Raw genomic sequence first — 26,558 nt, 5'->3', positions numbered from 1 at the left:
TCCTGGTCGTCCGGTGGGTCGCCGCGCTGCGGCGCCCCCGGGAGGAGAACGCAGGAGGGCACGATCTATGCCGAGCGTCAGAGACCGCCGAAGTTCACGCGCCGGAAGTCCCCTTGGCCGGGGTCGCGTCCGAGGCGGTGGGCAGCGTCTTCGCCGTCACCAAGGAGAAGTACGCCCCGAAGGCCTCGGTCAGCCCCGCCAGGAGCTCCTTCCCCTTTTCGGCGGACGCCTTCGAGGGACGGCCGATGACGCCGGACTCGGTATAGCCGGCCATTCCGAGGGTGAGCAGATGACGCCGGTCGTCCTCGACGAAGTCGGAGGTCTCGTAACCGGGCCGGACCAATTCAGGATGCGTGTGCAGAAGAATGGAGGTCTCGATTTCACCGGCGTGCATATCGGTGAGCAACGAGGTCTCCACACCTGCCCGTTCCAGCGCCGCCTCCCAGTCCTCCATGGCCGGGAAAAGCGCCATACGCGTACCGGTGCCGACGGATTCCTGAACCACATTGCCCAGCACGTAATTTCCGCCGTGCCCGTTGACCAGCACCAGGGTGTCGACGCCGGAATGCCGCAGCGACGCGGCTATGTCCCGCACCACCGCGTGCAGCGTGACGGCGGAAATGCTGACGGTACCCGGCCAGGCCGCGTGCTCGTGCGAGCAGGAGATCGTCACCGGAGGGAGGAGATGGACCGGATGAGCGGCGGCGATCCGTTCCGCGACGGCGCACGCGACCAGGGTGTCCGTCGCCAACGGAAGATAGGCACCGTGCTGTTCGAAACTCCCGACGGGAAGCACGGCGACCTCACGGGCGACACCGGCCCCCCGCTCGCGCACATCCTCCGTGGTGTCCGCCGGCAACAGACCGGATACCGCCGAGCGCGTTCCCGAACCACTCATGTTTCACGGCCTTTCGACTCTGCTTTCGACTCTGCTTAGGAACCAGATCATGACAGATAACTTTGGAGTACTCGCCGGGACCGCACGCCTCACAGGTGTCGAACGAGTCGTCAATGCCCCTTTGCCCACCGTGTACGGCGACTTCCAGGCGGTCGGGTTCCTGGACCACGATCGCGGAGAGGAGCAAGTGGCCCTGGTCTACGGCGAGGTCGGCAACCTCAGCAAGAGCGGGGAAGGCGCCACGAAGGATGGTGTCCTCACCCGGCTCCATTCGGAGTGCCTCACCGGGGACGCCTTCGGCTCCACCCACTGCGAGTGCGGCGACCAGCTCGCCGCCGCGCTGCGCGCCATCGTCGCGGAGGGCCGGGGCGTCCTCGTCTACCTCCGCGGCCACGAGGGCCGGGGCATCGGTCTGCTCGCCAAGCTGCAGGCGATGAAGCTCCAGTCGGAGGGCCTCGACACCGTCGAGGCGAACGTCGCCCTCGGACTCCCGGTCGACGCCCGTGACTACGGGGTCGCGGCGGACATCCTGCACGACCTCGGCGTCCGGTCCGTACGCCTCCTCTCGAACAACCCGCGCAAGCGGGAGTCGCTCCAGCGCAACGGCATCAAGGTCGCCGAGCAGGTCCCGCTGCTCATACCGCCGTGCCCGCAGAACATCACCTATCTGCGCACCAAGCGGGAGCGTCTCGACCACTTCCTGCCGCACCTGGACGTGGTGGTCTCCCACTCCTCCTGAGCGCGGGCGCCCGAGGACGTCACCCGGAGGCGTCGGCTGTGGTGAGAGAGGCGCGTGCGGGGAAAGGTACAAGGAATGACCGACGACGTCCTGTACCTCTCCCGGGAGCGGGTGACGGAGCTGTTGGACACCGATGCGGCGATCGCCTCGCAGCGCGCGGCGTTCACCGCGCTCGGTGACGGCACCGCCGAGCTCCCCGGCAAGATCATGCACGCCGGCCGATTCGACGACAGCGTCGTCTTCGCCTACCTCGCCCGGCTGTCCGCGGACACCGGGGCCGTCGCCAAGTTCGGCAGCGTCAACCCGGCCAACGCGGCGGCCGGGCTGCCGACGGTGCACGCCGTGATCAACGCGCTCGATCCGGTGACCGGGCAACTCGCCGCCGTCATGGACGGCACGGCGGTCACGGCCCTGCGCACCGCCGCGGCGAGCGCCGTCGCCCTCGACGCGCTGGCCACCGCCGACAGCGCGGAGCTGGGCCTTCTGGGCTCCGGCACCCAGGCCCTCGCCCACGCGCGGGCCGTCGCCCGGGTACGGGACCTCAGGTCCGTACGGGTGTGGAGCCCGAACCCGGCCCGACGGGCGCGGGCGGCGCGGCGCCTCGCGACGGAACTCGGCGTCGCGACCAAGGCCGTCGACACGGCCGAGGAAGCCGTCACGGGCCTGCCCATGGTCGCCGCCTGCACGCTCAGCAGCACACCCGTCGTACGGGGCGCATGGCTGACGCCCGGGTGCACGGTCGTCAGCGTCGGCTCCTTCGAGCCCACCCGGAGCGAGGTCGACAGAGAGGTCCTACGGCGGGCCGCGGCGGTCGTGGTCGACGACCCGGAGACGGCGGCGGAGCACGCCGGACCGATCGTGGACGCACTGCGGGACGGAGCACTCACCCGCTCCGACCTGATCCCGCTCGGCGGCGTCCTCACCGGCAGCCACCCGGCCCGCACCCACCCCGACGACATCGTCTTCTACAACAGCGTCGGGCTCGGCATCCAGGACGCCGCCGCGGCCTGGGCCGTGATCGAGGCCGCTCGCGCCCGGGAGGCGGGCCGATGACCGGGCGCGCACGGGTCGTCGTCATCGGCGGCGGGGTGATGGGCACGAGCGTCGCCTACCACCTGGCCCGGGCGGGCGTACCGGACGTGGTGCTCGTCGAGCGCGACGAACTCGCCTCCGGCTCCACCTCGCGGGCCGCGGGCGGAATCCGGGCGCAGTTCTCCGACGAGCTGAACATCCAGCTTGGCGCACGGAGTCTGGAGGCGTTCGCCCGTTTCGGTGAGGAACTCGGCCAGGACATCGGGCTGCACCGGGTCGGCTATCTGTTCCTGCTCTCCACGCCCGAGGAGGTCGCCGCCTTCGAGGACGGCGTACGGCTGCAGAACGCGCTCGGGGTGCCCAGCCGCCTGATCGACCCGGCCGAGGCACGGCGGCTGTCCCCGCTGATCACCACCGACGGGCTGCTGGCCGCGGCCTTCTCCCCGGACGACGGGCACTGCACGCCCGAGTCGGTCGTCCAGGGCTACGCGGCCGCGGCCCGCCGGCACGGCGCGACGGTGCTGCGGCACCGCGAGGTCACCGGCATCGAGACCCGCGGTGACGAGATCACCGCGGTCGTCACCAGCCAGGGACGGATCGCCACCGACACGGTCGTCTGCGCGGCCGGTGCCTGGTCGCGGGCGGTGGGCGCGATGGCGGGCGTGGACCTTCCGGTACAGCCGCTGCGCCGTCAGATCGCCGTCACCGAAGCCGTCCCGGGACTGCCGCCCGACCTCCCCATGACCATCGACTTCACCACCAGCCTCTACTTCCACACCGAGGGACCCGGCCTCCTGCTCGGCATGTCCGACCCCGACGAGATCCCCGGCTTCGCCACCAGTACCCACGACCGCTGGATCCCCCGCCTGTCCGAGGCGATGGAGCGCCGCGCCCCGGCCCTGCTCGACCTGCGCCGGACGGGCGGCTGGGCGGGCCTGTACGAGATCACCCCGGACCACAACGCGCTGATCGGCGAGGCGCGTTCGTGCTCACGCTTCCTGTACGCGACCGGTTTCTCCGGCCACGGCTTCCTCCAGGGACCGGCGGTCGGCGAGGTGGTCCGTGATCTGTATCTGGGCCGCGTACCCTTCGTCGACATCAGCCCCCTGAGCGTCGAGCGCTTCGCCGCCGACGCCCCGCGCCCGGAGGTCAACCTCGTATGACCGAACTCCACTTGTGGCTGCGCCACGAGACCCGTACGACCGAACGGCGCACCCCGATCGTGCCCGCGGACGCCCGACGGCTCGTCGAGAGCGGCGTGACGCTCACGGTCGAGGAGTCGCCGCAGCGGGTCTTCCCGATCGAGGCGTACGAGGAGGCCGGGTGCCGGGTCGCGAAGGCCGGCTCCTGGGTGTCGGCGCCGCCGGACGCGGTCGTCTTGGGACTGAAGGAACTCCCGGACGCGCCAGCAGAACTGACACACCGTCATCTCTTCTTCGGGCATGCCTACAAGCGGCAGCCGGGGGCCGCCGCCCTGCTCCGCAGGTTCCTCGCCGGGGGCGGGGCCCTGCTCGACCTCGAGTACCTGGTGGACGACGACGGGCGCAGGCTCGCCGCGTTCGGCTACTGGGCCGGATACCTGGGCGCGGCCCTGGCGGTGCTGCACCATCGGGGCAACCTCAAGGCCCCGTTGGTGCCCACGTCGAAGGAGGAGCTGGACGCCGAACTCGCGTCAGAGAAGGGGGAGCTGCGAGCCCTCGTCATCGGCGCGCTCGGCCGCAGTGGCCGGGGTGCCCGCGTGGCGCTGGGGGTGGCCGGGGTCGAGCCCACCTGCTGGGACCTCGCCGAGACCCGTGAGCTGGACCGACCGGCGCTGCTGGCGCACGAGTTGATGGTCAACACCGTGCTGACCACCCGGCCGATCCCGCCCTTCCTCACGGACCAGGACCTCGACGAGCCCGGCCGCCGGCTGCGCACCCTGTGCGACGTCACCTGCGACGTCGGCTCCCCTTTGAACGTGCTGCCGATCTACGACACCACGACGGACTGGACGCACCCCGCCCGCCGCATCCGCGAGCGGCCCGCCCTGGACCTGATCGCCATCGACAATCTGCCGTCGCTGCTGCCGCGGGAGGCGAGCGTCGACTTCTCGGCGGCGCTGGTGCCCCAGCTGCTGGAGTTCGGGGTCGGCGGTCCGTGGGGGCGCTGCCTGGACCGCTTCCACGAGGCGTGCCGCGCCCTCGAAGCCGAGGAAGCCGGGGAAGTAGTAGAGGAAGCCGAGAAAGCAGAGGAAGGGGAGTCCCGTGATGTCTGAGGTGACGGCCGCGAGCGGCACCGTCCACTGGATCGGCGCGGGCCTGTCCACCGGCAGTGGTCTCGCCGCGACCTGCGACGCAGCCGACCGCGTACGCCTGTGGCACCGCACCGAGGAGCGTGCCGCGCGCAGCCTTGAGGCGCTGGGACTGACCGGGCGGGCCGAGCCCCGTGCGTACACACGGGAGGCCCTCGCCGCCGAGCTCGCCCCGGGAGACGTCGTCGTCTCCATGCTGCCCGCGCCCGAACACGCCCCGCTGCTCGCCGTCTGTGTCGAGCGCGGCGCGCACTTCGCCTGCTCCAGCTATGTGTCGGACGCGGTCCTCGACCAGGTGCCCGCGGCCGAGGCGGCGGGAGTGGTGGTGCTGACCGAGTGCGGGCTCGACCCGGGCATCGACCACCTCTTCGCGCACAGTCTGATCGCCCGGGCCGAGGCCGCGATCGGCGCCGGGTCGGCCGCCTCGTACCGCCTCACCTCGTACTGCGGCGGCATCCCCGCCGTGCCCAACGACTTCAGGTACCGCTTCAGCTGGGCACCCGCGGGCGTGCTCAACGCCCTCCGCTCGCCCGCCCGTTACGTCGAGGACGGCGCCGAGACCACCGCCGACCGCCCCTGGGAGGCCACCCGCCCCCACGTCATCGACGGCGAGGCCTTCGAGGTCTACCCCAACCGCGACAGCGTGCCCTTCATCGAGCAGTACGGGCTTCCCGGCACCTGGAAGCCCGAGGCCTTCGTACGCGGCACGCTGCGCCTCGACGGCTGGCTGCGGGCCTGGGACGCCGTCTTCGAAGAGCTGAAGGCGGGCGACGACCGCCGGATCGCTGCCCTCGCCCAGGAGCTGGCGAAGACGTATCCGACCACCGACGCGGACCGTGACCGGGTCGTTCTCGCCGTCTCGCTGGATGTGCGCGGCGGCTCCGGCGCGACCTGGTCGGGCCGCTACCTCCTCGACCTCGTGGGAACCGCCGAGGAGAGCGCCATGGCCCGCTGTGTCTCCCGCACGCTCGCTCTCGGGGTCCGGCACATCCTGGACGGTTCGCTCCCGCCCGGCCTCGGGCGCGCCGCGGAGACGGCGGAACGCTCCGAGGCGTGGCTGGCCGAACTCGCCCGGGAGGGAGTGCCCTCCACCCTGCGGGCGGGGTAGTCGGGCTCAGTCGAGCACCGCCTCGTGCACGAGCCGCTTGAGCTCGGGATAGATCGAGTGGGACGACGTCGGGCGGACCTGGGTGTAGAACTGCACGGTCAGGTCATGGCGCGGGTCGACCCAGAAGGTCGTACTGGCCACCCCGCTCCAGCCGAACGCGCCCTCGCTGGACGGCGACCGGGTGATCTCGGGGTCCACCACGACGGAGACCCCGAGTCCGAAGCCGAGCCCCGCGTTGCCGGGTTCCCGGTGCAGCGCGCTGCCGAAGGTGCGGCGGTCGGCGCCGCCCGGGAGGTGGTTGGCGGCCATGGTGTCCACGGTCTCGGGCTTGAGCAGCCGGGCGCCGTCGAGTTCGCCGCGGCGGCGGAGCATCTCCATGAAGCGGTGGTAGTCGTGCGCGGAGGCCACCATGCCGCCGCTCCCGGAGAGGAAGCGGGGGCGGCCGTGCAGCGGGAGCCCGGCGATCGGGGTGATCCGGCCCTCGGGGTCCTCCCCGTAGAGCTCGGCGAGCCGCCCGGCCTGCTCGTCGGTGACACAGAACCCGGCGTCCGTCATCCCCAGCGGCCCGAAGATCCGCTCGGCGAGGAACACGTCGAGGTCCTGTCCCGACACCACTTCGATCAGGCGGCCGAGCACATTGGTGGAGACCGAGTAGTTCCACTCGGTGCCCGGCTCGAACTGCAGGGGCAGGCCCGCGTACACGTCGCAGGTCCCGGCCAGGTCCGCGCCCGGCGCCACCGAAGACTCCAGACCGGCGTCGCGGTAGAGCGCGTCGACGGGGTGGGAGTGGTAGAAGCCGAAGGTCAGACCCGAGGTGTGGGTCAACAGGTGCCGGATCAGGAGGGGTTGCTCGGCCGGGCGGGTCTTCATGTCGGCGCCGGACCCGCTGACGTACACCTGGGGATCGGCGAAGGCGGGAAGGAAGCGGGCGACGGGGTCGTCGAGCCGGAAGCGTCCCTCCTCCAGGAGCATCAGCGCGGCGACCGAGGTGACCGGCTTCGTCATCGAGTAGATCCGCCACAAGGTGTCGGTCTCGACGGGGAGCCGGGCCTCGCGGTCGCGGTGGCCGTACGTGGTGAGGTGTGCGACCTTGCCGTGCCGGGACACGGACACGAGGTAGCCGGGCAGCCGGAGGTCGTCGACCAGGTGGGAGAAGTGCTGGTCCAGGCGGGCCAGCGCCTTCGGATCAAGACCGGCCTCGCTCGGCTCGACCTCTTGTCGCAGATGTCCCATGGCTCTCCTCCGGACTGCGGCTCTCGGACTCGCTCGTCCTCATCGTCCCGCTCACCCTCATCGTCTCGTACGGACTTCACAGGGGGCGTCGGTGGGTGGGGGACCGGCGGGTCGGGGCTCGGTGCCCAGGGCATCGCCGCGGCCCGGGAGCCGTAGTGCCGACAGCGCGCCGATCGCCGTGACGGCCGCGAGGACGGTCAGCGCGGGGCCCATGTCGACGCCGGCCAGGCCGACCAGCGTGGTCGCGACAGCCACCCCCACCGTCGGTCCGATGTTCATCGCCGTCTGCTGGAGGCCGCCCGCGTCTCGTACGGACTTCACAGGGGGCGTCGGTGGGTGGGGGACCGGCGGGTCGGGGCTCGGTGCCCAGGGCATCGCCGCGGCCCGGGAGCCGTAGTGCCGACAGCGCGCCGATCGCCGTGACGGCCGCGAGGACGGTCAGCGCGGGGCCCATGTCGACGCCGGCCAGGCCGACCAGCGTGGTCGCGACAGCCACCCCCACCGTCGGTCCGATGTTCATCGCCGTCTGCTGGAGGCCGCCCGCCACCCCGGCCGACCCGGCGGGCGCGCAGCGCACCACGACGGCCGTCGCGCTCACCATCACCGCGACGAACCCCGCGCCCAGGAGCAGGAAACCGGTGCCGATGGCCAGGTCCGTCGAGGACCGGTCGAGCCGGGACAGCAGCAGGACACCGAGGAGGAGCAGCGTCATCGCGGTCCCGGTCGTGCGGCGCGGGCCGTGGCGGCGCAGCAGTACGGCGCAGAGCGGCGCGCCCAGCACCATCGTCACGGCCAGCGGGAGCGCGCGCAGACTGCTCTGGAGCGGGTCGAGGCCGCGGACGTCCTGAAGGTAGTAGGTGCTGACGAAGAGCGTGCCGAACAGTGCCGCGGAGGCGCACACGAGGGTGCCGAGCGCCGCGCCGACCGTGGGGGAGCCGAACAGGTCGGGCGGCACCAGAGGGCTCGCCGCGCGCCGTTCGCGCTGTACGAAGGCGGCTGCCGCGGCCGTCGCCACGACCGGCCCGAGCACGGTCGCCGTGGTCCAGCCGGTCCCCGGCAGCACGACGAGCGTGCGCACCAGGGCGACCAGGGCCACCGCGAGCAGTGCCGCGCCGGGCACGTCGAGTCCTGCCGCCGACACCCTGTCCCGGGGCGCGTCCCGGACGGTCAGGGCCAGGGCGGCCATGACGAGCGCGGGTACGACGTTCAGGAAGAAGACGGCTCGCCAGCCCAGCTGGGTGACCAGCGCCCCGCCGACGAGGGGACCCGCGGCGGCCGCGAGACCGATGGCGCTGGTGCGCAGCGCGATGGGCATACCGAGCCGGTCGGGCGGGTAGGCCGCGCGCAGCATCCCGAGCGTGGCGGGCTGCGACAGCGCGCCGAAGATTCCCTGGGCGACCCGCAGTCCGATCACCCAGCCGATGCCGGGCGCCAGGCCGATCCCCGCCGACGTCGCCCCGAACCCCGCCATCCCCACGGCGAAGACCAGTTGATGGCCGTACCGGTCACCGAGGCGCCCGGCGAACACCAACAGACTGGCCACCGCGATGAGATAGCCGGTACTGGTCCACTGCACCTGCGCGAACGACGCTCCCAGGTCGCGTCGCAGCGTGGGCTGAGCGACCGTGAGGACGGTGCCGTCGAGCGCGACGATCACGGCCCCGACGACGCTGTTGGCCAGCGTGAGACGGCGACGTACCGACGGATTCACCGTTCCTCCGGCCCGAGGTGCGCGTCGAGCGCGGTGTTCAACAGGGGTACGAAGTCGGTCGCTCCCGTGGCGAGTTGGAGGCTGCCCCAGCCCCACAGCTGGGCGATCCCGTGCAGGTTCGCCCACAGGGCGCTCGCGACGAGGGTGGCGTCGGCCTCCGGGCGCGCCCGACCGACCAGGTCCACGAGGACGCCGAACAGCGGAAGACTCGTCTCCCGCAGTCCCAGCCGCCCACTCTCCAGCAGATCGTGACGGAACATCAGCTCGTACATTCCGGGCTGGGTGAAGGCGAAGTCGAGGTAGACCCTCCCCAGGGTCGTGAGCTGGGCGCGAGGGCTCGCCCCGCCGTCGCCCAGTGCCGCCGCCGCCCGGGCCCCCAGGTCGGCGAAGCCCCGGTGCGCGATGGCGGACAGCAGCTCCAGGTGGGTCGGGAAGTAGCGGCGCGGGGCACCGTGGGAGACGCCCGCGCGACGGGCGATCTCCCGCAGGGTCAGAACCTGCGCGCCCTGAGTGGTCACCAGGTCCACGCCCACCTCGATCAACCGGGCTCGCAGCCCGGTTTCGCTTTCACTCATAGACACTGTCTACCAGTCTGCGTAGACAGTGTCTACGCGATGGGAATGGCCATGTGTTCCCCGGGGTTGAGCGATACATGACTCAGGACGCGACGCAGGACGCACTCCTCAAGCTGCTCTCCGAGTACGACGGCGGGGTACTGGTCACCCTCAAGAAGGACGGCCGGCCCCAGCTGTCCAACGTGAACCACGCCTACGATCCCGACGAGCGCATCGTCCGGGTCTCGATCACGGACGACCGCGCCAAGACCCGCAATCTGCGCCGGGACCCGCGGGCCTCCTACCATGTGACGGCCGAGGACCGCTGGGCGTACACGGTCGCCGAGGGCACCGCCGAACTGACCGCCGTCGCCCAGGACCCCCATGACGAGACCGTCGAGGAGCTCGTCGGGCTCTACCGGGACGTCCTGGGCGAGCACCCGGACTGGGACGACTTCCGGGCCGCGATGGTCCGCGACGGCCGGCTCGTCCTACGGCTCCATGTGGAGCGCGCGTACGGCATCCCCCGCGAGCGCTGAGCCCGCTCGAGCGACAGGATCTCCGCGCACACCGGCCGCCCCTGAACCCGGCCGGGGTGCGCGGAGTGGCTCTGTGTAATCGCGCTGTTTCTTTCCGCTTGTTCCGGCTGATCTTCTTGCCGAAAACGTCAGCTGTCAACCGTGCGCCGACCGTGCCGGCCCGAGAACCGCCAAGTCCCCGACAGCCTGGGGCTGCCGGGGACTTGAGCGACCGGAGTGAGGAGCGCGGTCAGGCGGTCACGGTCTCGCGCCTCGCGGCGTCCTGGGGCACCCGCTCGCCCAGATCCTCAGTCGGCACTTTGTGCGTCTCCCGGGCGGTGAGCGCGGCGAGCACCGGCGGGATGCACAGGGCCGCGGTGAACAGCGCCACGGACGACCAGTCGTTGCCGCCCGGACCCGCGATCTGCGCGGCGAAGGTGACCGCGAACCCGGCGACGGCGAAGCCGATCTGCGTGCCGATCGCCATACCGGAGAGCCGGACGCGGGTGGAGAACATCTCGCCGTAGAAGGACGGCCAGACACCGTTCGCCGCGCTGTACACGACGCCGAAGGCGAGGATGCCGAAGAGGAGGACGAGGGGGTACGAGCCGGTGGAGATGGCCCACAGGTAGGCGAACATCAGCACGGCGCTGCCCGCGGCGCCGATCAGGAAGACCGGACGGCGGCCGATGCGGTCGGAGAGCGTGGCCCAGGCGGGGATCGCGCCGAGGGCGACGACGTTGGCGAGCGCGCCCACCCACAGCATCTGTGTGCGCGACAGCCCGACCGAGTCGCTCGTCCCGTAGGCCAGCGCCCACACCGTGAAGATCGTGCTGACCGAGGCGATCAGGGCGCCCGCGACGACCCTCAGGACGTCCGCCCAGTGCTCGCGCAGGAGCACGACGAGGGGCAGTTCGGGAACGCCCTCACTCGCGGCCTGCTGGGTGAAGGCCGGGGTCTCCTGCAGGGTGCGGCGGATGACGTAGCCGGCCGCGGTGACCGCGACGCTCGCCCAGAACGGTACGCGCCAGCCCCAGGAGAGCAACTGGTCCTCGGGCAGCGCGGCGATCGGCAGGAACACCAGGGTCGCCAGGAGCTGGCCGCCCTGGGTGCCACTGAGGGTGAAACTGGTGAAGAAGCCCCGGCGGTTCGGCGGCGCGTGCTCCAGTGTCATGGAGTTGGCGCTCGCCTGCTCACCGGCCGCGGAGATGCCCTGCAGGACGCGGCAGAGCACGAGCAGGACCGGGGCGATACCGCCGACCTGGGCGCGGGTGGGCAGACAGCCGATGAGGAACGTCGACAGGCCCATCAGCATCAGTGTGAAGACCATGATCTTCTTGCGGCCGACCCGGTCGCCGAAGTGGCCGAGGAAGAGCGCGCCGATCGGGCGGGCCGCGTAGGCGACACCGAACGTGGCCAGCGAGAGGAGGGTCGCGGTGGCCGGGTCCGAATCGTCGAAGAAGACCTTCGGGAAGATCAGGGCGGCGGCACTGCCGTAGATGAAGAAGTCGTAGTACTCCAGGGCGCTGCCGATCCAGGCGGCCATGGCCGCCTTCCGGGGCTGGCCGGGTGGCGCGTCGAGCGGGGCGGCGGGGACGGACACGGCGTGCTCCTTCGAGGGAACTCCGGGGGAGGGAGTGACGGAGTGGCGGAGGGGAGAGGTGCCGGGGCCCTGGGATGTACGGGTCGGCCGTGCCGGATGCGACGAGTCTGCTCGACGGTGATAGGTCTGCTCAACGTTACGCGCCCGGCTAATTAACCCACTGGATAGTTAGTAGCGGATGGCTACGGATGTTGCGCCCACGTTTCCCAGGTGTCAAGAGGTTGCGCTGAAGGAGCTTTCCCCGCCGTGCCTCACGCCTGCCCCGGGAGCGTGGCAGGGGGCGCGGTCTCGGTCCTCCGCTACTCAGTCCTCCGTGCGGTCCGCCGTCAGATAGGCGATGACCATGTCGCCGAGCATGGTCCGGTAGTGCTCGCGCTGGTCGGGGGCGACCAGGTCACGGCCGAAGAGGGCGCCGAAGGTGTGCCGGTTGGAGACCCGGAAGAAGCAGAACGAGCTGATCATCGCGTGCAGGTCCACGGCGTCGACGTCGGCCGTGAACAGCCCCGACCTCCGGCCGGTCTCCAGGATCCGGCGGATCACCTCCAGCGCGGGGGAGCCGATCGTCCCGAGCTCCTCGGACGCGGCGATGTGCTCCGCCTCGTGGATGTTCTCGATGCTGACCAGCCGGATGAAGTCCGGATGCGCCTCGTGGTGGTCGAAGGTCAGCTCGGCGAGCCTGCGGATGGCCGCGACCGGGTCCAAGTGCTCGACGTCCAGCTCCTGTTCGGCCATCCGGATCTCGGAGTACGCACGCTCCAGAACGGCCGTGAACAGCTGCTCCTTGCCGCCGAAGTAGTAATAGATCATCCGCTTGGTGGTGCGGGTGCGGGCCGCGATCTCGTCGACGCGGGCACCGGCGAAGCCGGCGCGCGAGAACTCCTGCGTCGCCACGTCGAGAATCTCGGCCTTGGTCCGGGCGGCGTCGCGGGTGCGCCCGATGGGCCGTGCAGGTTCTTCGACGCTGGTCATCGGCTTCCTTCGGGCGAGGGGTCGGTGCCCGCGATTCTAGAAGCAGGGTCTGTCGCGGTGGTCCCGGGTTCCTGGGTGGGCCTTCCCGTGGGCGCGGGATGCTGATATAGCTAACGTACTAGTTCGTACATTAGTGAGTCGCTCAGGAGGTCCGCCGTGACCATGGATACCTATCTCGTCGGCCTCATCGGTTCCGGCATCGGCCCCTCGCTCAGCCCCGCGCTGCACGAGCGGGAGGCCGACCGGCAGGGACTGCGCTATCTGTACCGGCTGATCGACATCGACATGCTCGGCGTCGGACCGGAGGCGGTGGGCGACCTCGTACGTGCCGCGCGGGACCTCGGCTTCGACGGGCTGAACATCACGCACCCCTGCAAGCAGCTGGTCATCGACCACCTCGACGAGCTCGCTCCGCAGGCGGCGGCCCTCGGCGCGGTCAACACCGTGGTCTTCGAGGGCGGCCGTGCGATCGGGCACAACACCGATGTCACCGGGTTCGCGGCGTCCTTCGCGCGCGGGCTGCCCGATGTCTCGCTCGAGCGGGTCGTGCAGCTGGGCGCGGGCGGGGCGGGGGCGGCCGTCGCCCATGCCGTGCTGACGCTGGGCGCGGGGCACGTCACCGTCGTGGACGCGATGCCGGACCGGGCGGCGGATCTCGCCGCCGGGCTGAACCTGCACTTCGGCGCGGGGCGGGCACAGGCCGCGACGCCGGATGCGCTGGGGGAGCTTCTCGGTCGTGCCGACGGTGTGGTGCACGCGACGCCCACCGGGATGGCGGCCCATCCCGGGCTCCCCTTCCCGGCCGAGCTGCTGCATCCCGGTCTGTGGGTTGCCGAGGTGGTGTACCGGCCGCTCGAGACCGAGTTGCTGCGTACGGCCCGGGCGCTGGGGTGCGCGACGTTGGACGGTGGGGGCATGGCCGTGTTCCAGGCCGCGGACGCGTTTCGGCTGTTCACGGGGCGGGAGCCGGACGCGGTTCGGATGCTGGCGGACATCTCTGAGCTGGCGGGTGCGGCGGGTGTTCGTGGCTGAGGGCGCCTCATGGGTGGGGTGGCTTCGGTTGTGGAGCGATTGCTGAGGAGTATCGACGTGCGTACGTCCATTGCCACTGTCTCGCTCAGTGGGTCCCTGACCGAGAAGCTCACGGCCGCGGCGCGGGCGGGGTTCGACGGGGTGGAGATCTTCGAGAACGATCTGCTCGCGAGCCCCCTCACGCCCGAGGAGATCCGGGCCCGCACCGCCGACCTCGGTCTGAGCATCGACCTGTACCAGCCGATGCGGGACATCGAAGCGGTGCCCGAGGAGGAGTTCGCCCGCAATCTGCGCCGCGCCCGGCACAAGTTCGAACTCATGCGGCGCCTCGGGGCCGAGACGGTCCTGGTGTGCTCCAGCGTCTCCCCGCTCGCCGTGGACGACGACGCGCTCGCGGCCGACCAACTGCGCCGGCTCGCGGACCTCGCACAGGACTTCGGCATGCGCGTCGCCTACGAGGCGCTCGCGTGGGGCCGCCATGTGAGTACGTACGACCACGCCTGGAGCATCGTCGAGGCCGCGGACCACCCCGCCCTCGGCACCTGCCTGGACAGCTTCCACATCCTCGCCCGGGGCGGCGACCCCAAGGGCATCGAGGACATCCCCGGCGAGAAGATCTTCTTCCTGCAGTTGGCCGACGCCCCGCTGATGGCGATGGACGTCCTGCAGTGGAGCCGCCACTACCGTTGTTTCCCGGGCCAGGGCGGCTTCGACATCGCGGGGTTCCTCGGACACGTCCTGCGTGCCGGATACCGCGGACCGCTCTCCCTCGAGGTCTTCAACGACGTCTTCCGGCAGGCCGAGGCAGGCCCGACCGCCGTGGACGCGCGCCGTTCCCTTCTCGTCCTCCAGGAGGCGACGGGACTCGCGACCCCGCCCGCGCCCGTGGTGCCGACCGGTGTCGCCTTCGCCGAACTCGTCACCCCCGACGCCGAGCCCGTCACCGGGCTCCTCGGCGCCCTCGGTTTCACCCGCAGGGCCAGGCACCGCAGCAAGCCGGTGGACCTCTGGCAGCAGGGCGAGGCCCGCGTCCTGGTCAACACCGGTCCGGCCGCCCGGCGCGACGGCACCTCCCTCGCCGCCGTCGGCCTGGAGTCCCCGGACCCGGCCGCCGCGGCCCGGCGCGCCGAATCCCTCCTGGCCCCGGTCCTGCCCCGCCGCCGTGCCCCCGAGGACGCCCTGTTGGACGCGGTGGCCGCCCCCGACGGCACCGAACTCTTCTTCTGCGTCACGGATCACCCCGGGCGCCCCGAACCCACGAGCTGGACGGGCGACTTCGTGGCGGTCGTACACGAACGACTTCCGCAGCACGTGGCCCGCATCGACCACCTGGCCCTCACCCAGCCCTGGCACCAGTTCGACGAGGCGGCCCTCTTCCACCGCAGCGTGCTCGGCCTGAGCGCGCAGGACAGCGTCGATGTCGCCGACCCGTACGGACTGCACCGCAGCCGCGCGGTCACCAACGCCGACGGCAGCGTCCGGATCGCCCTCGGTGTCGGCCCCGCCCCCACCGACGAGGGCGCTCGCGCCCAGCACATCGCCCTCGCCACGGACGACGTGGTCGCCGCGGCCCGCCGCTTCCGCGAGGCCGGCGGTCGGCTGCTGCCGATACCCGCGAACTACTACGACGACCTGGCCGCCCGCTATGAGTTCGCCGACGGCGAGCTGGCGGCGTACCGGGAACTCGGCATCCTCTACGACCGCGACGCGGAGGGCGAGTTCCGCCACTGCTACACGGAGACGGTCGGCCGTGTCTTCTTCGAACTCGTCCAGCGGGACGGGGGTTACCGGGGTTACGGAGCGCAGAACGCCCCGGTGCGGCTGGCCGCGCAGCACGGGGTGCGCCGACCAGGGCGCTGACAGACTGCGCAGTCATGTCATGACGCCGCTCATCTGAGCCCCACGTGGCGCATATTACCCGTCAGTTGACATTGAAACAGCAATGACCACCGCTATCATCGCACCACCCGCGGAACACCTCTGCGGAGCGACCGCCGGCCGATCACAGCGGCAGCGCGGCATCGCCCCCAGTCTGCTGCCCAGGACGTGGAGCAATCGGCCTCCGGCTCCGAGGCCGGTTTCAGTGCTTCACGTTCTGAGAGGGAGTCCATGCCGGGAGACCGCTTCACCCCCGACTTCGACCCCGACTACGGGGACGCGCGCCTCACCACCGCACGCAAGGACATCGCCAACGGCCGTTGGCAGGGCCTGCGTGATCTGCTGCGGGTGACCGGCCCCGCGTGGTCCGTGCGCGGCCACCGGATCCGGCTGCTCGCGCCGGCGTGCGCGGGCAACTCGCTGGTCGAGTCCTGGCTCGCCGCGGAGCCCCGCAGCGCCGACGCGCTGGTCCTGCGGGCCGCGACCGAGGTGGCCAGGGCTTTCGGCCTCGCCGCCGCCACGGGCGGGCACGTACCCGTCGAACAGCGCCGCGTCGACCAGGCGGTGATGGCCTGTCTCCAGGGCGCCGAGGCCTGCCCCGAGGACCCCACACCCTGGATCTGCCTCATCTCCGTCGCCCGGCTCTACACCGCCGGGGTGCGCCGCCAGGAACTCGGCCGCTGGTGGGACGAGTTGCACGCCCGCGACCCCTACACGATGGAGGGCCACCTCCATGTGCTGCGCTACTACTCGGCGCGCTGGCACGGCACCCACGGCCTGATGTACGACTTCGCCCGTGACGCGGCGGCCGTCGCCCCGCCGGGCTGCGCGCTGCCGGTTCTGGTGCAGTTCGCCCGCGTCGAGGAGTACCGCTCCCTTCAGGACGGGGCGAACGGCCGGGGGGACGCGCCCGGCGATCTCGACCGGCACTGGAACCACGACGGAGCCGTCGACGACGTACGGCGCACCTGGCAGCGCTGGATCACCGAGCGCCCGGACGGCCAGCCCGCACCGGAGGAGGTGCGTGACCTCAACTACCTGGCGCACGCCGCCAGCTACGCGGGCCTGCCGGACATCGCGGCCCCGCTCTTCCGGATCCTCGGGGTGCGCGCCAGCCGGATGCCCTGGTCGTGCACCGGCGACCCGGAGGCGGAGTTCGTGAAGTGGCGCAGGCGCTCCTCGCACGGCGCCTGAGCCACCTCACGTGTCCCGGCCGCAAAGGTGGCACGGCCGGGACCGGTGGGGAACTACAGGTCGAACTCGTGCGGCGGCAGGTCGAGCGTGAAGCACGCCTCGCGCACGACGGCCTGCTCGGTCTTGTCGAAGTCGCCGTCGGCGCCGCCGATGACGATGCCGATCTGGATGACGGCGCGCGCCTCGGCCGGCTTCTTCTTCGCCTTGGCGATCTCCTGGAGGACGCTGACCTTGCCGAAGGCGAAGTCGGCGGTCAGCTTGTTCAGGTTGTCGTCGAAGCGGCGGCGCAGGTCGTCGGCGTCGAAGTTCTGCAACACCTCGTTCGTGGCGAGGAGCTGGGCGACACGCTGACGCTCGGAGGGATCAACCGTACCGTCCGCCGCGGCGACCAGCGCGCACATCGCCATGCTCGCGTCGCGGAAGGCACCGCTCTTCAGATCGTTCTTCTTCGCCACGAGCTGGGTCTGCATCGTCGACGCGGACTCCTTGATGCGGTCCCACAGGGCCATGAGAACTCCATACGTTGGGAGAGGCCCGGTCCGCCCCGGAGGGCGGACCACGACCTCTTCGATTTCTACAGCAATGTAGAAACTAGCGAACCGCCGCAGAAGTTCCGGTGGTGTTCCACTCGGCGATCACAGGATGCCCGTGCTCGGTGGACAACCGGCTGACGGTGCCCGTCGCGAGCTGGAACAGTCGCCCGTCCGTGGGGGACAGCCCGAGCCGACGGGCCGTCAGCATGCGCAGGAAGTGGCCGTGTGCCACGAGGATCACGTCGCCGTCGGCGAGCGCCGGCCCGACGCGGGACAGCACGCGGTCGGCGCGCTCTGCCACCTCCGCCGGTGACTCGCCGGGACGGCCGTCGGGGCCGGGCGGCACGCCGTCGTTCCACAGGAACCAGTCGGGCCGGGTGCGGTGTATCTCGACGGTCGTGATGCCTTCGTACGCGCCGTAGTCCCACTCGTGCAGATCGGGGTCGGCCACGGCCCCGTACACGCCCGCGAGTTCCGCCGTGCGTATCGCGCGGCGGAGCGGGCTGGTCAGGGCCAGGGCGAAGGTCCGGCCGGCGAGCAGCGGGGCGAGGGACTTGGCCTGTTCCTCGCCGTGCTGGGTGAGGGGCAGGTCGGTCCAGCTGGTGTGCTGGCCCGACACGCTCCACTCGGTCTCACCGTGACGGACCAACAGGAGGTCGCCCATGGTCGTTACTTCGCCGACTCGACGGCGTGTCCGCCGAACTGGTTGCGCAGCGCCGCGACCATCTTCATCTGCGGGGAGTCGTCCTGACGGGAGGCGAACCGCGCGAAGAGGGAGGCGGTGATGGCGGGCAGCGGGACGGCGTTGTCGATGGCGGCCTCGACGGTCCAGCGGCCCTCGCCGGAGTCGTCCGCGTAGCCGCGCAGCTTCTCCAGGTGCTCGTCGTCGTCCAGCGCGTTGACGGCGAGGTCGAGCAGCCAGGAGCGGATGACGGTGCCTTCCTGCCAGGAGCGGAAGACCTCGCGTACGTCGGTGACGGAGTGGACCTTCTCCAGGAGCTCCCAGCCCTCGGCGTAGGCCTGCATCATGGCGTACTCGATGCCGTTGTGGACCATCTTGGAGAAGTGGCCCGCGCCGACCTTGCCGGCGTGCACGAAGCCGGCGTCGCCCTCGGGCTTGAGGGCGTCGAAGACGGGCTGCACCTTCGCGATGTGCTCGGCGTCGCCGCCGACCATCAGCGCGTAGCCGTTCTTGAGGCCCCAGACGCCGCCGGAGACGCCCGCGTCGACGAAGCCGATGCCCTTGGCGGTCAGTTCCTCCGCGTGCTTCTCGTCGTCCGTCCAGCGGGAGTTGCCGCCGTCGACGACGGTGTCACCCGGCTCCAGCAGGTCGCCGAGCTCGTCGATGACCGACTGGGTCGGGGCGCCGGCGGGGACCATCACCCACACCACGCGCGGGCCTTCGAGCGCGCTCACGAGTTCGGTGAGGCTGCTCACGTCCGAGACCTCGGGGTTACGGTCGTAGCCGACGACCGTGTGGCCCGCGCGGCGGATCCGCTCGCGCATGTTGCCGCCCATCTTGCCGAGGCCGATGAGTCCGAGCTGCATGTTGTTCACTTTGCGGCGCTCCAGAGTGTGATGTAGATTACGTGCCTCAACATGCGAGAACTTGGCATGTTGCCGGGCAGGTTTCGACCCGGCTGGCGTTGATCGTGTAAGACCTGACGGAACGGTGTTCCGCTGGGCTGTGTGAGCCAGGAATCACCCTTGTTCGCAAGGGTGAGGATTCAATTCTTTCGGAGAGTGCGGTACGCGGCCACGAGGGCGGCGGTGGAGGGGTCGAGACCCCTCACGTCGGCGCCCTCGGTCAGCGCTGGTTCCACGCGCTTGGCTAGAACCTTGCCCAGCTCGACTCCCCACTGGTCGAAGGAGTCGATGTTCCAGATCGCGCCCTGGACGAACACCTTGTGCTCGTAGAGGGCGATGAGCTGGCCGAGGACCGACGGCGTCAGCTCGCTCGCGAGGATCGTGGTCGTCGGGTGGTCGCCCTTGAACGTCTTGTGCGGCACCAGTTCCTCGGGCACGCCCTCGGCGCGCACCTCGTCCGGCGTCTTGCCGAAGGCGAGGGCCTGGGTCTGCGCGAAGAAGTTCGCCATCAACAGGTCGTGCTGGGCGGCGAGTTCGGTCTCCAGCTCGTCGACCGGGTTGGCGAAGCCGATGAAGTCGGCCGGGATCAGCTTCGTGCCCTGGTGGATGAGCTGGTAGTACGCGTGCTGCCCGTTGGTGCCGGGCGTGCCCCACACCACCGGACCGGTCTGCCACTCCACCGGGTTGCCGTCGCGGTCCACCGACTTGCCGTTGGACTCCATGTCCAGCTGCTGCAGGTAGGCGGTGAACTTGGACAGGTAGTGCGAGTACGGCAGCACGGCGTGCGACTGGGCGTCGAAGAAGTTGCCGTACCAGACGCCCAACAGGCCCAGCAGCAAAGGCGCGTTGGCCTCGGCGGGAGCCGTACGGAAGTGCTCGTCGACGATCCTGAACCCGTCGAGCAGCTCACGGAAGCGGTCCGGGCCGATCGCGATCATCAACGACAGGCCGATCGCCGAGTCGAAGGAGTAGCGTCCGCCGACCCAGTCCCAGAACCCGAACATGTTGGCCGTGTCGATACCGAAGTCCGACACCTTGCCGGCGTTCGTCGACAGCGCCACGAAGTGCTTGGCGACCGCCTTCTCTCCCCCACTCTCGACTTCGCTCGAGCGGGAGGTGCCCCCATCTTCCAGCGCGGCGAGCAGCCAGGTCCGCGCCGAGGTCGCGTTGGTGATCGTCTCGATCGTGGTGAACGTCTTCGAGGCGATGATGAACAGCGTCTCGGCCGGGTCGAGGTCACGGACGGCCTCGTGCAGATCGGCGCCGTCCACGTTCGACACGAACCGCACGGTCAGCGAACGGTCCGTGAAGGCGCGCAGCGCCTCGTAGGCCATCGCCGGACCGAGGTCGGAGCCGCCGATACCGATGTTCACGACGTTCTTGATGCGCTTGCCGGTGTGGCCGGTCCACTCGCCGGCGCGGACCCGCTCGGCGAAGTCGGCCATCTTGTCGAGGACGGCGTGCACGCCAGGGACGACGTTCTCGCCGTCGACCTCGATCACCGCGTTCCGCGGGGCCCGCAGCGCGGTGTGCAGCGCCGCCCGGTCCTCGGTGACGTTGATCCTCTCGCCGCGGAACATCGCGTCGCGCAGCCCGAACACATCGGTGGCGGTGGCCAGTTCCTGGAGGAGGGCGAGGGTCTCGTCCGTGATCAGGTGCTTGGAGTAGTCGATCCGCAGATCGCCGACCCGCACGACATAGCGCTCCGCGCGGGCGGGATCGGCGGCGAACAGCTCACGCAGCCGCGGGTGGAGCAGACCGTCCGCGCGGTGGTCCTCCAGGGCCACCCACTCCGGACGCCGCGTGAGCTTGGGGGAGTCAGACATGACGGGGGGTCTCCTTGGCGCCCTCGCCCCGCAGGGCGACGGCGTACATCTCGTCCGCGTCGAGGCGGCGCAGCTCCTCGGCGATCAGCTCGGAAGTGCTGCGCACCTTCAGCGCGAGGGTGCGGGAGGGCTGCCCGGGCAGCGACAGCGTGGCCAGCGGGCCCTCGGGCCGGTCGATCACGATCTCGCCGTTCGCCGTGCCGAGCCGTACCGCGGTCACCACCGGACCGGCGGTGACGACCCGCTCGACCGGAACTTCGAGCCGGGCGCCCAGCCAGCGGGCGAGCAGCTCGGCGCTCGGGTTGTCGGCCTCGCTCTCGACGGCGGCCGAGATCACCTTCGTACGGGCCTGGTCGAGTGCGGCGGCCAGCATGGAGCGCCACGGTGTCAGCCTGGTCCAGGCCAGGTCGGTGTCGCCCGGCGCGTACGAGTGGACGCGGGCCTCCAGGGCCGTGAGCGGCGCCTCGACGGCGTACATGTCGGTGATCCTGCGCTGCGCGAGGGCGCCCAGCGGGTCCTTGGCGGGTACGTCGGGGGCGTTCACCGGCCACCAGACCACGACGGGCGCGTCCGGCAGCAGCAGCGGCAGGACCACGGAGTCGGCGTGGTCGGTCACCTCTCCGTAGGTCCGCAGCACGATGGTCTCACCGGCGCCGGAGTCGGTGCCCACCCGGACCTCGGCGTCGAGGCGCGAGGTGGTGCGGTCGCGCGGGGTGCGGGCGTGCCGCTTGATGACGACCAGGGTGCGCGAGGGGTGCTCGCGCGAGGCCTCCTCGGCGGCCTTGATCGAGTCGTACGCGTTCTCTTCGTCGGTGACGATGACCATCGTCAGGACCATGCCCACGGCGGGGGTGCCGATGGCACGGCGCCCCTGCACGAGCGCCTTGTTGATCTTGCTTGCCGTGGTGTCGGTCAGGTCGATCTTCATGGCCTGCGCCAGCTCCGTCCGTCTCGTGCGAGCATCTCGTCGGCTTCCTTCGGACCCCAGCTGCCCGAGGGGTACTGCGCGGGCTTGCCGTGGGTCTCCCAGAACTCCTCGATCGGGTCGAGGATCTTCCAGGACTCTTCCACCTCCTGGTGACGGGGGAAGAGGTTGGCGTCGCCGAGCAGGACATCCAGGATCAGGCGTTCGTACGCCTCCGGGCTGGACTCGGTGAACGACTCGCCGTAGGCGAAGTCCATCGTGACGTCCCGGATCTCCATCGACGTACCCGGGACCTTCGATCCGAAGCGCACCGTCATGCCCTCGTCGGGCTGGACGCGGATGACGATCGCGTTCTGGCCGAGCTCCTCGGTGGCGGTCGAGTCGAACGGGGAGTGCGGGGCGCGCTGGAAGACCACCGCGATCTCCGTCACCCGCCGGCCCAGGCGCTTGCCGGTGCGCAGATAGAAGGGGACGCCCGCCCAGCGGCGGTTGTCGACCTCCAGCTTGACGGCCGCGTAGGTGTCGGTCGTCGACCGGGGGTCGATGCCCTCCTCCTGCAGATAGCCGGGCACCTTCTCGCCGCCCTGCCAGCTCGCCGCGTACTGGCCGCGGACGGTGTGCTCGCCCAGGCTCTCCGGCAGCTTCACCGACTTGAGGACCTTGAGCTTCTCGGTCAGCAGCGACTCGGCGTCGAAGGCGATCGGCTCCTCCATGGCGGTCAGCGCCATCAGCTGGAGCAGGTGGTTCTGGATGACGTCTCGGGCCGAGCCGATGCCGTCGTAGTAGCCGGCCCGGCCGCCGATGCCGATGTCCTCGGCCATGGTGATCTGCACGTGGTCGACGTACGACCGGTTCCAGATCGGCTCGTACATCTGGTTGGCGAAGCGGAGCGCCAGGATGTTCTGGACGGTCTCCTTGCCGAGGTAGTGGTCGATGCGGAAGACCTGCTCCGGGTCGAACACGTCGTGCACCAGCGCGTTCAGCTCGCGCGCGCTCTCCAGGTCGTGGCCGAACGGCTTCTCGATGACCGCGCGCCGCCAGGAACCCTCCGGCGGGCTCGCGAGCCCGTGCTTCTTGAGCTGCCGGACGACCTTCGGGAAGAACTTCGGCGGTACGGAGAGGTAGAAGGCGTAGTTGCCGCTGGTGCCCCGGGCCGCGTCGAGCTCCTCGATGGCCGAGCGCAGCTGCTTGAACGCCGTGTCGTCGTCGAAGGTGCCCGGGACGAACCGCATGCCCTCGGCGAGCTGCTGCCAGACCTCCTCGCGGAACTCCGTCCGCGCGTGGTCACGGACCGAGTCGTGCACGATCTGGGCGAAGTCCTCGTCCTCCCAGTCGCGGCGGGCGAACCCGACGAGCGAGAAGCCCGGCGGCAGCAGACCGCGGTTGGCGAGGTCGTAGACGGCCGGCATCAGCTTCTTGCGGGACAGGTCGCCGGTGACACCGAAGATGACGAGTCCTGAGGGACCCGCGATCAGGGGGAGGCGGCGGTCACGGCGGTCACGGAGCGGGTTGTCCCATTCCGTCACCGGAACGGGTCCGTCGCCCTTGGCCCGAGCCTTCACACCGACCGGTTCCACGGTCGTGTCACCAGGTCCCTCCGGCGTGGCGGCCGCATCCTGCGGGATACCGTCGGGAAGCGATTCATGCTTGGTCATTCCCCTTCAACTCCCTTGCCGCTCAGCGAGGTCGCGACCGCGTCGAGCAGGTCGCCCCAGGCCGCCTCGAACTTCGAGACGCCCTCGTCCTCCAGGAGGCCGACCACCTCGTCGTAGGAGATTCCGAGCTTCTCCACGGCGGCCAGGTCGGCGCGCGCCTGGGCGTAGCCGCCGGTCACCGCGTCGCCGTGGATGTCACCGTGGTCGGCGGTGGCGTTGAGCGTCGCCTCCGGCATGGTGTTGACCGTGCCCGGCGCGACCAGCTCGTCGACGTACAGCGTGTCCTTGTACGAGGGGTCCTTGACGCCCGTCGAGGCCCACAGGGGGCGCTGCTTGTTGGCGCCGGCCGGAGCGAGCGCGGTCCAGCGGGCGGAGGCGAACACCTCTTCGTACGCCTCGTAGGCGAGCCGCGCGTTGGCGAGCGCCGCCCTGCCCTTGAGGGCGAGGGCCTCGTCGGTGCCGACCTTCGCCAGCCGCTTGTCGATCTCGCTGTCGACGCGGGAGACGAAGAAGGACGCGACGGAGTGGACGGTGGCGAGGTCGATGCCCGCCGCCTTGGCCTTCTCCAGGCCCGCCAGGTAGGCGTCCATCACCTCGCGGTAGCGCTCCAGGGAGAAGATCAGCGTGACGTTGACGCTGATGCCGAGGCCGATGACCTCGGTGATCGCCGGGAGGCCGGCCTTCGTCGCCGGAATCTTGATCATCACGTTCGGGCGGTCGACGAGCCAGGCGAGCTGCTTGGCCTCGGCGACGGTCGCGGTGGTGTGGTGGGCGAGGCGCGGGTCGACCTCGATGGAGACCCGGCCGTCACGGCCGGCGGTCGCGTCGTACACCGGGCGCAGGATGTCGGCCGCGGCGCGGACGTCGGCCGTGGTCATCATCCGGACGGCCTCGTCGACCGTCACGCCGCGCTCGGCCAGGTCGGCGAGCTGCTCCTCGTACCCCTCACCGGAGCCGATGGCGGCCTGGAAGATGGAGGGGTTGGTGGTGACGCCCACCACGTGCCTGGTCTCGACGAGTTCGGCGAGGTTGCCGGAGGCGATGCGCTTGCGGGAGAGGTCGTCCAGCCAGATGGAGACGCCTTCGTCGGAGAGGCGCTTGAGGGTTACCGCGGTCGCGGTTGCTTCGGTCACAGTGATCATCTTCCTTCGTGCGATCGGATCAACCGCGGGCGGCGGCGAGGGATTCCCGCGCGGCGGCGGCGACGTTCTCGGCGGTGAAACCGAACTCGGCGAACAGGGTGTTGGCGTCGGCGGAGGCGCCGAAGTGCTCGAGCGAAACGATGCGTCCTGCGTCACCGACGTACCGGTACCAGGTCAGGCCGATGCCCGCCTCGACCGCCACGCGGGCCTTCACGGACGGCGGAAGGACACTCGCCCGGTATTCCGGGGACTGCTCCTCGAACCACTCCACGGACGGCATCGACACGACCCGGGTGCCGATCCCCTCGGCCTCCAGCAGTTCGCGCGCCTCGACGGCGAGGTGCACCTCGGAGCCGGTGGCGATCAGGACCAGGTCGGGCGCCTGGGTGGAGGCGTCACGCAGGACGTAACCACCCTTGGCGGCCTCGGAGTTGGCCTCGTAGGTGGGCACGCCCTGGCGGGTCAGGGCCAGGCCGTGGGGGGCGGGGTTGGTGGCGTGCCGCTTGAGGATCTCGGCCCAGGCGATCGCGGTCTCGTTGGCGTCGGCCGGGCGGACGATGTTCAGGCCGGGGATAGCGCGCAGCGAGGCGAGGTGTTCGACCGGCTGGTGGGTGGGGCCGTCCTCGCCGAGACCGATGGAGTCGTGGGTCCAGACGTAGGTGACGGGGAGTTGCATCAGCGCGGACAGACGCACGGCGTTGCGCATGTAGTCGGAGAAGACCAGGAAGGTGCCGCCGTAGATACGGGTGTTGCCGTGCAGCGCGATGCCGTTCATCTCCGCGGCCATGGAGTGCTCGCGGATGCCGAAGTGGACGGTACGGCCGTACGGGTCGGCCTCCGGCAGCGGGTTGCCCTTCGGCAGGAAGGAGGACGTCTTGTCGATGGTGGTGTTGTTCGAGCCGGCGAGGTCGGCGGAGCCGCCCCACAGCTCGGGGATGACCGAGCCGAGCGCCTGCAGGACCTTGCCGGAGGCGGCGCGGGTCGCGACGGACGTGCCCGCCTCGAACGCCGGCAGCTTCTCCTCCCAGCCCTCGGGAAGCTGGCCGGCGACGATACGGTCGAACAGCGTGGCCCGTTCGGGCTGCGCGGTGCGCCACTCGGCGATCCGCTTGTCCCAGGCGGCGTGCGCCTCGGCACCCCGGTCCAGGGCCGCACGGGCGTGGGCGAGGACCTCGCCCGCGACCTCGAAGGTCTGCTCCGGGTCGAAGCCCAGGAGACGCTTGGTGGCGGCGACCTCGTCCGCGCCGAGCGCGGAGCCGTGCGAGGCCTCGGTGTTCCGGGCGTTCGGCGCGGGCCAGGCGATGATCGTGCGCATCGCGATGATCGAGGGCCGTTCGGTCTCGGCCTGCGCCGCCTTCAGCGCCGTGTACAGCGCGCGGACGTCGATGTCGCCGTCGGCCGAGGGCTCGATGCGCTGCACGTGCCAGCCGTAGGCCTCGTAGCGCTTCAGCACGTCCTCGGAGAAGGCGGTGGCGGTGTCGCCTTCGATGGAGATGTGGTTGTCGTCGTAGACGAAGACCAGGTTGCCCAGCTTCTGGTGGCCCGCGAGCGAGGAGGCCTCGGCGGAGATGCCCTCCTCCAGGTCGCCGTCCGAGACGATGCCCCAGATGGTGTGGTCGAAGGGCGACTCGCCCTCCGGCGTCTCGGGGTCGAACAGACCGCGCTCGTAGCGGGCGGCCATCGCCATGCCCACCGCGTTCGCGACACCCTGGCCGAGCGGGCCGGTCGTGGTCTCCACGCCCGCGGTGTGCCCGTACTCGGGGTGACCCGGCGTCTTCGAACCGTGCGTGCGAAACGCCTTCAGGTCGTCCAGTCCGAGCTCGTAGCCGGAGAGGAAGAGCTGGGTGTAAAGGGTCAGCGAGGTGTGGCCGGGGGACAGGACGAACCGGTCGCGGCCGGTCCACTCCGGGTCGGCGGGGTCGTGTCGCATCACCTTCTGAAAGATCGTGTACGCCGCCGGGGCCAGGCTCATCGCGGTGCCCGGGTGGCCGTTTCCGACCTTCTGCACGGCGTCAGCAGCCAGGATGCGGGCGGTGTCGACGGCTCGGCGGTCGAGTTCGGTCCATTCGAAGCCGTCGGGGCTCTGCGTACTCATCTTCAAGAAGTCCTCACTGGATCTGGAATCGCTGGT

General features: G+C 70.7%; 23 protein-coding genes. 9 read left to right on the top strand and 14 right to left on the bottom strand.

The window, feature by feature from the left end:
- Window positions 1-94: 94 nt before the first annotated feature.
- Window positions 95-898, bottom strand: a complete 804-nt coding sequence (locus tag OG568_RS10815; protein ID WP_329531298.1) for a creatininase family protein — start codon at window positions 896-898, stop codon at window positions 95-97.
- Window positions 899-947: 49 nt separating this feature from the next.
- Between OG568_RS10815 and ribA the strand changes: the two genes are divergently transcribed.
- The 5 genes from ribA (at window position 948) to OG568_RS10790 (ending at window position 6,067) form a co-directional block, all read left to right on the top strand.
- On the top strand, window positions 948-1,637 hold the full coding sequence (gene ribA, locus OG568_RS10810) for a GTP cyclohydrolase II (protein ID WP_266588111.1): 690 nt from the start codon (window positions 948-950) through the stop codon (window positions 1,635-1,637).
- A 75-nt stretch (window positions 1,638-1,712) separates the two neighbouring features.
- Window positions 1,713-2,690, top strand: coding sequence for an ornithine cyclodeaminase family protein (locus tag OG568_RS10805; protein WP_329531297.1), 978 nt, complete (start codon window positions 1,713-1,715; stop codon window positions 2,688-2,690).
- Window positions 2,687-3,832: an NAD(P)/FAD-dependent oxidoreductase gene (locus tag OG568_RS10800; protein ID WP_329531296.1), complete on the top strand. Its 1,146-nt coding sequence runs from the start codon at window positions 2,687-2,689 to the stop codon at window positions 3,830-3,832. Before OG568_RS10805 ends, OG568_RS10800 begins: the two co-directional genes overlap by 4 nt.
- Window positions 3,829-4,923 carry a saccharopine dehydrogenase gene (locus OG568_RS10795; RefSeq protein ID WP_329531295.1) on the top strand — a complete coding sequence of 365 codons (1,095 nt, stop codon included), beginning with the start codon at window positions 3,829-3,831 and terminating at the stop codon, window positions 4,921-4,923. The genes OG568_RS10800 and OG568_RS10795 overlap by 4 nt, the downstream gene beginning before the upstream one ends.
- Complete coding sequence (locus OG568_RS10790; protein ID WP_329531294.1) at window positions 4,916-6,067, top strand: saccharopine dehydrogenase family protein; 1,152 nt, start codon at window positions 4,916-4,918, stop codon at window positions 6,065-6,067. The genes OG568_RS10795 and OG568_RS10790 overlap by 8 nt, the downstream gene beginning before the upstream one ends.
- A gap of 6 nt (window positions 6,068-6,073) precedes the next feature.
- On the opposite strand, the gene OG568_RS10785 is transcribed toward OG568_RS10790, so the two are convergent.
- The 3 genes from OG568_RS10785 to OG568_RS10775 form a co-directional block, all read right to left on the bottom strand.
- A complete protein-coding gene (locus OG568_RS10785; protein ID WP_329531293.1) occupies window positions 6,074-7,300 on the bottom strand; it encodes a serine hydrolase domain-containing protein in 1,227 nt (408 codons plus the stop codon).
- Between the two features lie 76 nt (window positions 7,301-7,376).
- Entirely contained in the window at window positions 7,377-9,011 is a 1,635-nt protein-coding gene (locus OG568_RS10780) for an MFS transporter (RefSeq protein WP_329531292.1), read from the bottom strand.
- Complete coding sequence (locus tag OG568_RS10775) at window positions 9,008-9,586, bottom strand: TetR/AcrR family transcriptional regulator (protein WP_329531291.1); 579 nt, start codon at window positions 9,584-9,586, stop codon at window positions 9,008-9,010. The genes OG568_RS10780 and OG568_RS10775 overlap by 4 nt, the downstream gene beginning before the upstream one ends.
- Window positions 9,587-9,663: 77 nt before the next feature.
- On the opposite strand from OG568_RS10775, the gene OG568_RS10770 reads away from it, so the two are divergent.
- The gene (locus OG568_RS10770) at window positions 9,664-10,104 is read left to right on the top strand and encodes a PPOX class F420-dependent oxidoreductase (RefSeq protein ID WP_329531290.1); all 441 of its coding nucleotides are present in this window, start codon (window positions 9,664-9,666) and stop codon (window positions 10,102-10,104) included.
- A 229-nt stretch (window positions 10,105-10,333) separates the two neighbouring features.
- On the opposite strand, the gene OG568_RS10765 is transcribed toward OG568_RS10770, so the two are convergent.
- Together OG568_RS10765 and OG568_RS10760 are read right to left on the bottom strand one after the other, a co-directional pair.
- Entirely contained in the window at window positions 10,334-11,686 is a 1,353-nt protein-coding gene (locus OG568_RS10765) for an MFS transporter (RefSeq protein ID WP_329531289.1), read from the bottom strand.
- A gap of 303 nt (window positions 11,687-11,989) precedes the next feature.
- Window positions 11,990-12,655 (bottom strand): TetR family transcriptional regulator, encoded by a 666-nt coding sequence (locus OG568_RS10760; protein WP_266427976.1) that lies wholly within the window; start codon window positions 12,653-12,655, stop codon window positions 11,990-11,992.
- A 162-nt stretch (window positions 12,656-12,817) separates the two neighbouring features.
- Between OG568_RS10760 and OG568_RS10755 the strand changes: the two genes are divergently transcribed.
- The 3 genes from OG568_RS10755 to OG568_RS10745 all read left to right on the top strand — a co-directional run bounded on the left by OG568_RS10755 (window position 12,818) and on the right by OG568_RS10745 (window position 16,759).
- On the top strand, window positions 12,818-13,687 hold the full coding sequence (locus OG568_RS10755) for a shikimate dehydrogenase (protein ID WP_443077859.1): 870 nt from the start codon (window positions 12,818-12,820) through the stop codon (window positions 13,685-13,687).
- A gap of 57 nt (window positions 13,688-13,744) precedes the next feature.
- A complete protein-coding gene (locus tag OG568_RS10750) occupies window positions 13,745-15,547 on the top strand; it encodes a bifunctional sugar phosphate isomerase/epimerase/4-hydroxyphenylpyruvate dioxygenase family protein (RefSeq protein WP_329531287.1) in 1,803 nt (600 codons plus the stop codon).
- A gap of 249 nt (window positions 15,548-15,796) precedes the next feature.
- Window positions 15,797-16,759, top strand: a complete 963-nt coding sequence (locus tag OG568_RS10745; protein ID WP_329531286.1) for a hypothetical protein — start codon at window positions 15,797-15,799, stop codon at window positions 16,757-16,759.
- Window positions 16,760-16,812: 53 nt separating this feature from the next.
- On the opposite strand, the gene OG568_RS10740 is transcribed toward OG568_RS10745, so the two are convergent.
- The 8 genes from OG568_RS10740 to tkt form a co-directional block, all read right to left on the bottom strand.
- Window positions 16,813-17,268 (bottom strand): tellurite resistance TerB family protein, encoded by a 456-nt coding sequence (locus OG568_RS10740; RefSeq protein ID WP_329531285.1) that lies wholly within the window; start codon window positions 17,266-17,268, stop codon window positions 16,813-16,815.
- Window positions 17,269-17,350: 82 nt separating this feature from the next.
- Entirely contained in the window at window positions 17,351-17,956 is a 606-nt protein-coding gene (locus OG568_RS10735) for a histidine phosphatase family protein (protein WP_329531284.1), read from the bottom strand.
- Window positions 17,957-17,961: 5 nt separating this feature from the next.
- The gene (gene gnd, locus OG568_RS10730) at window positions 17,962-18,864 is read right to left on the bottom strand and encodes a phosphogluconate dehydrogenase (NAD(+)-dependent, decarboxylating) (protein WP_266591575.1); all 903 of its coding nucleotides are present in this window, start codon (window positions 18,862-18,864) and stop codon (window positions 17,962-17,964) included.
- 155 nt (window positions 18,865-19,019) lie between these two features.
- The gene (gene pgi, locus OG568_RS10725) at window positions 19,020-20,705 is read right to left on the bottom strand and encodes a glucose-6-phosphate isomerase (RefSeq protein ID WP_329531283.1); all 1,686 of its coding nucleotides are present in this window, start codon (window positions 20,703-20,705) and stop codon (window positions 19,020-19,022) included.
- Window positions 20,698-21,633: a glucose-6-phosphate dehydrogenase assembly protein OpcA gene (opcA, locus tag OG568_RS10720; RefSeq protein WP_329531282.1), complete on the bottom strand. Its 936-nt coding sequence runs from the start codon at window positions 21,631-21,633 to the stop codon at window positions 20,698-20,700. Before opcA ends, pgi begins: the two co-directional genes overlap by 8 nt.
- Entirely contained in the window at window positions 21,630-23,285 is a 1,656-nt protein-coding gene (zwf, locus tag OG568_RS10715; RefSeq protein WP_329531281.1) for a glucose-6-phosphate dehydrogenase, read from the bottom strand. Before zwf ends, opcA begins: the two co-directional genes overlap by 4 nt.
- A complete protein-coding gene (gene tal, locus OG568_RS10710; RefSeq protein WP_329531280.1) occupies window positions 23,282-24,427 on the bottom strand; it encodes a transaldolase in 1,146 nt (381 codons plus the stop codon). The genes zwf and tal overlap by 4 nt, the downstream gene beginning before the upstream one ends.
- A gap of 19 nt (window positions 24,428-24,446) precedes the next feature.
- Window positions 24,447-26,522, bottom strand: a complete 2,076-nt coding sequence (tkt, locus tag OG568_RS10705; RefSeq protein WP_329531279.1) for a transketolase — start codon at window positions 26,520-26,522, stop codon at window positions 24,447-24,449.
- Window positions 26,523-26,558: the final 36 nt, after the last annotated feature.

It is taken from the genome of Streptomyces sp. NBC_01450 (assembly GCF_036227505.1).
Classification (GTDB): Bacteria; Actinomycetota; Actinomycetes; order Streptomycetales; family Streptomycetaceae; genus Streptomyces.
This window is presented reverse-complemented; position numbering and strand designations above follow the sequence as displayed.

Coding starts and splice junctions, on each gene's coding strand:
- OG568_RS10815 (WP_329531298.1), bottom strand. CDS start 898: ATGAGTGGTTCGGGAACGCGCTCGGCGGTATCCGGTCTGTTGCCGGCG.
- ribA (WP_266588111.1), top strand. CDS start 948: ATGACAGATAACTTTGGAGTACTCGCCGGGACCGCACGCCTCACAGGT.
- OG568_RS10805 (WP_329531297.1), top strand. CDS start 1,713: ATGACCGACGACGTCCTGTACCTCTCCCGGGAGCGGGTGACGGAGCTG.
- OG568_RS10800 (WP_329531296.1), top strand. CDS start 2,687: ATGACCGGGCGCGCACGGGTCGTCGTCATCGGCGGCGGGGTGATGGGC.
- OG568_RS10795 (WP_329531295.1), top strand. CDS start 3,829: ATGACCGAACTCCACTTGTGGCTGCGCCACGAGACCCGTACGACCGAA.
- OG568_RS10790 (WP_329531294.1), top strand. CDS start 4,916: ATGTCTGAGGTGACGGCCGCGAGCGGCACCGTCCACTGGATCGGCGCG.
- OG568_RS10785 (WP_329531293.1), bottom strand. CDS start 7,300: ATGGGACATCTGCGACAAGAGGTCGAGCCGAGCGAGGCCGGTCTTGAT.
- OG568_RS10775 (WP_329531291.1), bottom strand. CDS start 9,586: ATGAGTGAAAGCGAAACCGGGCTGCGAGCCCGGTTGATCGAGGTGGGC.
- OG568_RS10770 (WP_329531290.1), top strand. CDS start 9,664: ATGACTCAGGACGCGACGCAGGACGCACTCCTCAAGCTGCTCTCCGAG.
- OG568_RS10760 (WP_266427976.1), bottom strand. CDS start 12,655: ATGACCAGCGTCGAAGAACCTGCACGGCCCATCGGGCGCACCCGCGAC.
- OG568_RS10755 (WP_443077859.1), top strand. CDS start 12,818: ATGGATACCTATCTCGTCGGCCTCATCGGTTCCGGCATCGGCCCCTCG.
- OG568_RS10745 (WP_329531286.1), top strand. CDS start 15,797: ATGCCGGGAGACCGCTTCACCCCCGACTTCGACCCCGACTACGGGGAC.
- OG568_RS10740 (WP_329531285.1), bottom strand. CDS start 17,268: ATGGCCCTGTGGGACCGCATCAAGGAGTCCGCGTCGACGATGCAGACC.
- OG568_RS10735 (WP_329531284.1), bottom strand. CDS start 17,956: ATGGGCGACCTCCTGTTGGTCCGTCACGGTGAGACCGAGTGGAGCGTG.
- pgi (WP_329531283.1), bottom strand. CDS start 20,705: ATGTCTGACTCCCCCAAGCTCACGCGGCGTCCGGAGTGGGTGGCCCTG.
- opcA (WP_329531282.1), bottom strand. CDS start 21,633: ATGAAGATCGACCTGACCGACACCACGGCAAGCAAGATCAACAAGGCG.
- zwf (WP_329531281.1), bottom strand. CDS start 23,285: ATGACCAAGCATGAATCGCTTCCCGACGGTATCCCGCAGGATGCGGCC.
- tal (WP_329531280.1), bottom strand. CDS start 24,427: ATGATCACTGTGACCGAAGCAACCGCGACCGCGGTAACCCTCAAGCGC.
- tkt (WP_329531279.1), bottom strand. CDS start 26,522: ATGAGTACGCAGAGCCCCGACGGCTTCGAATGGACCGAACTCGACCGC.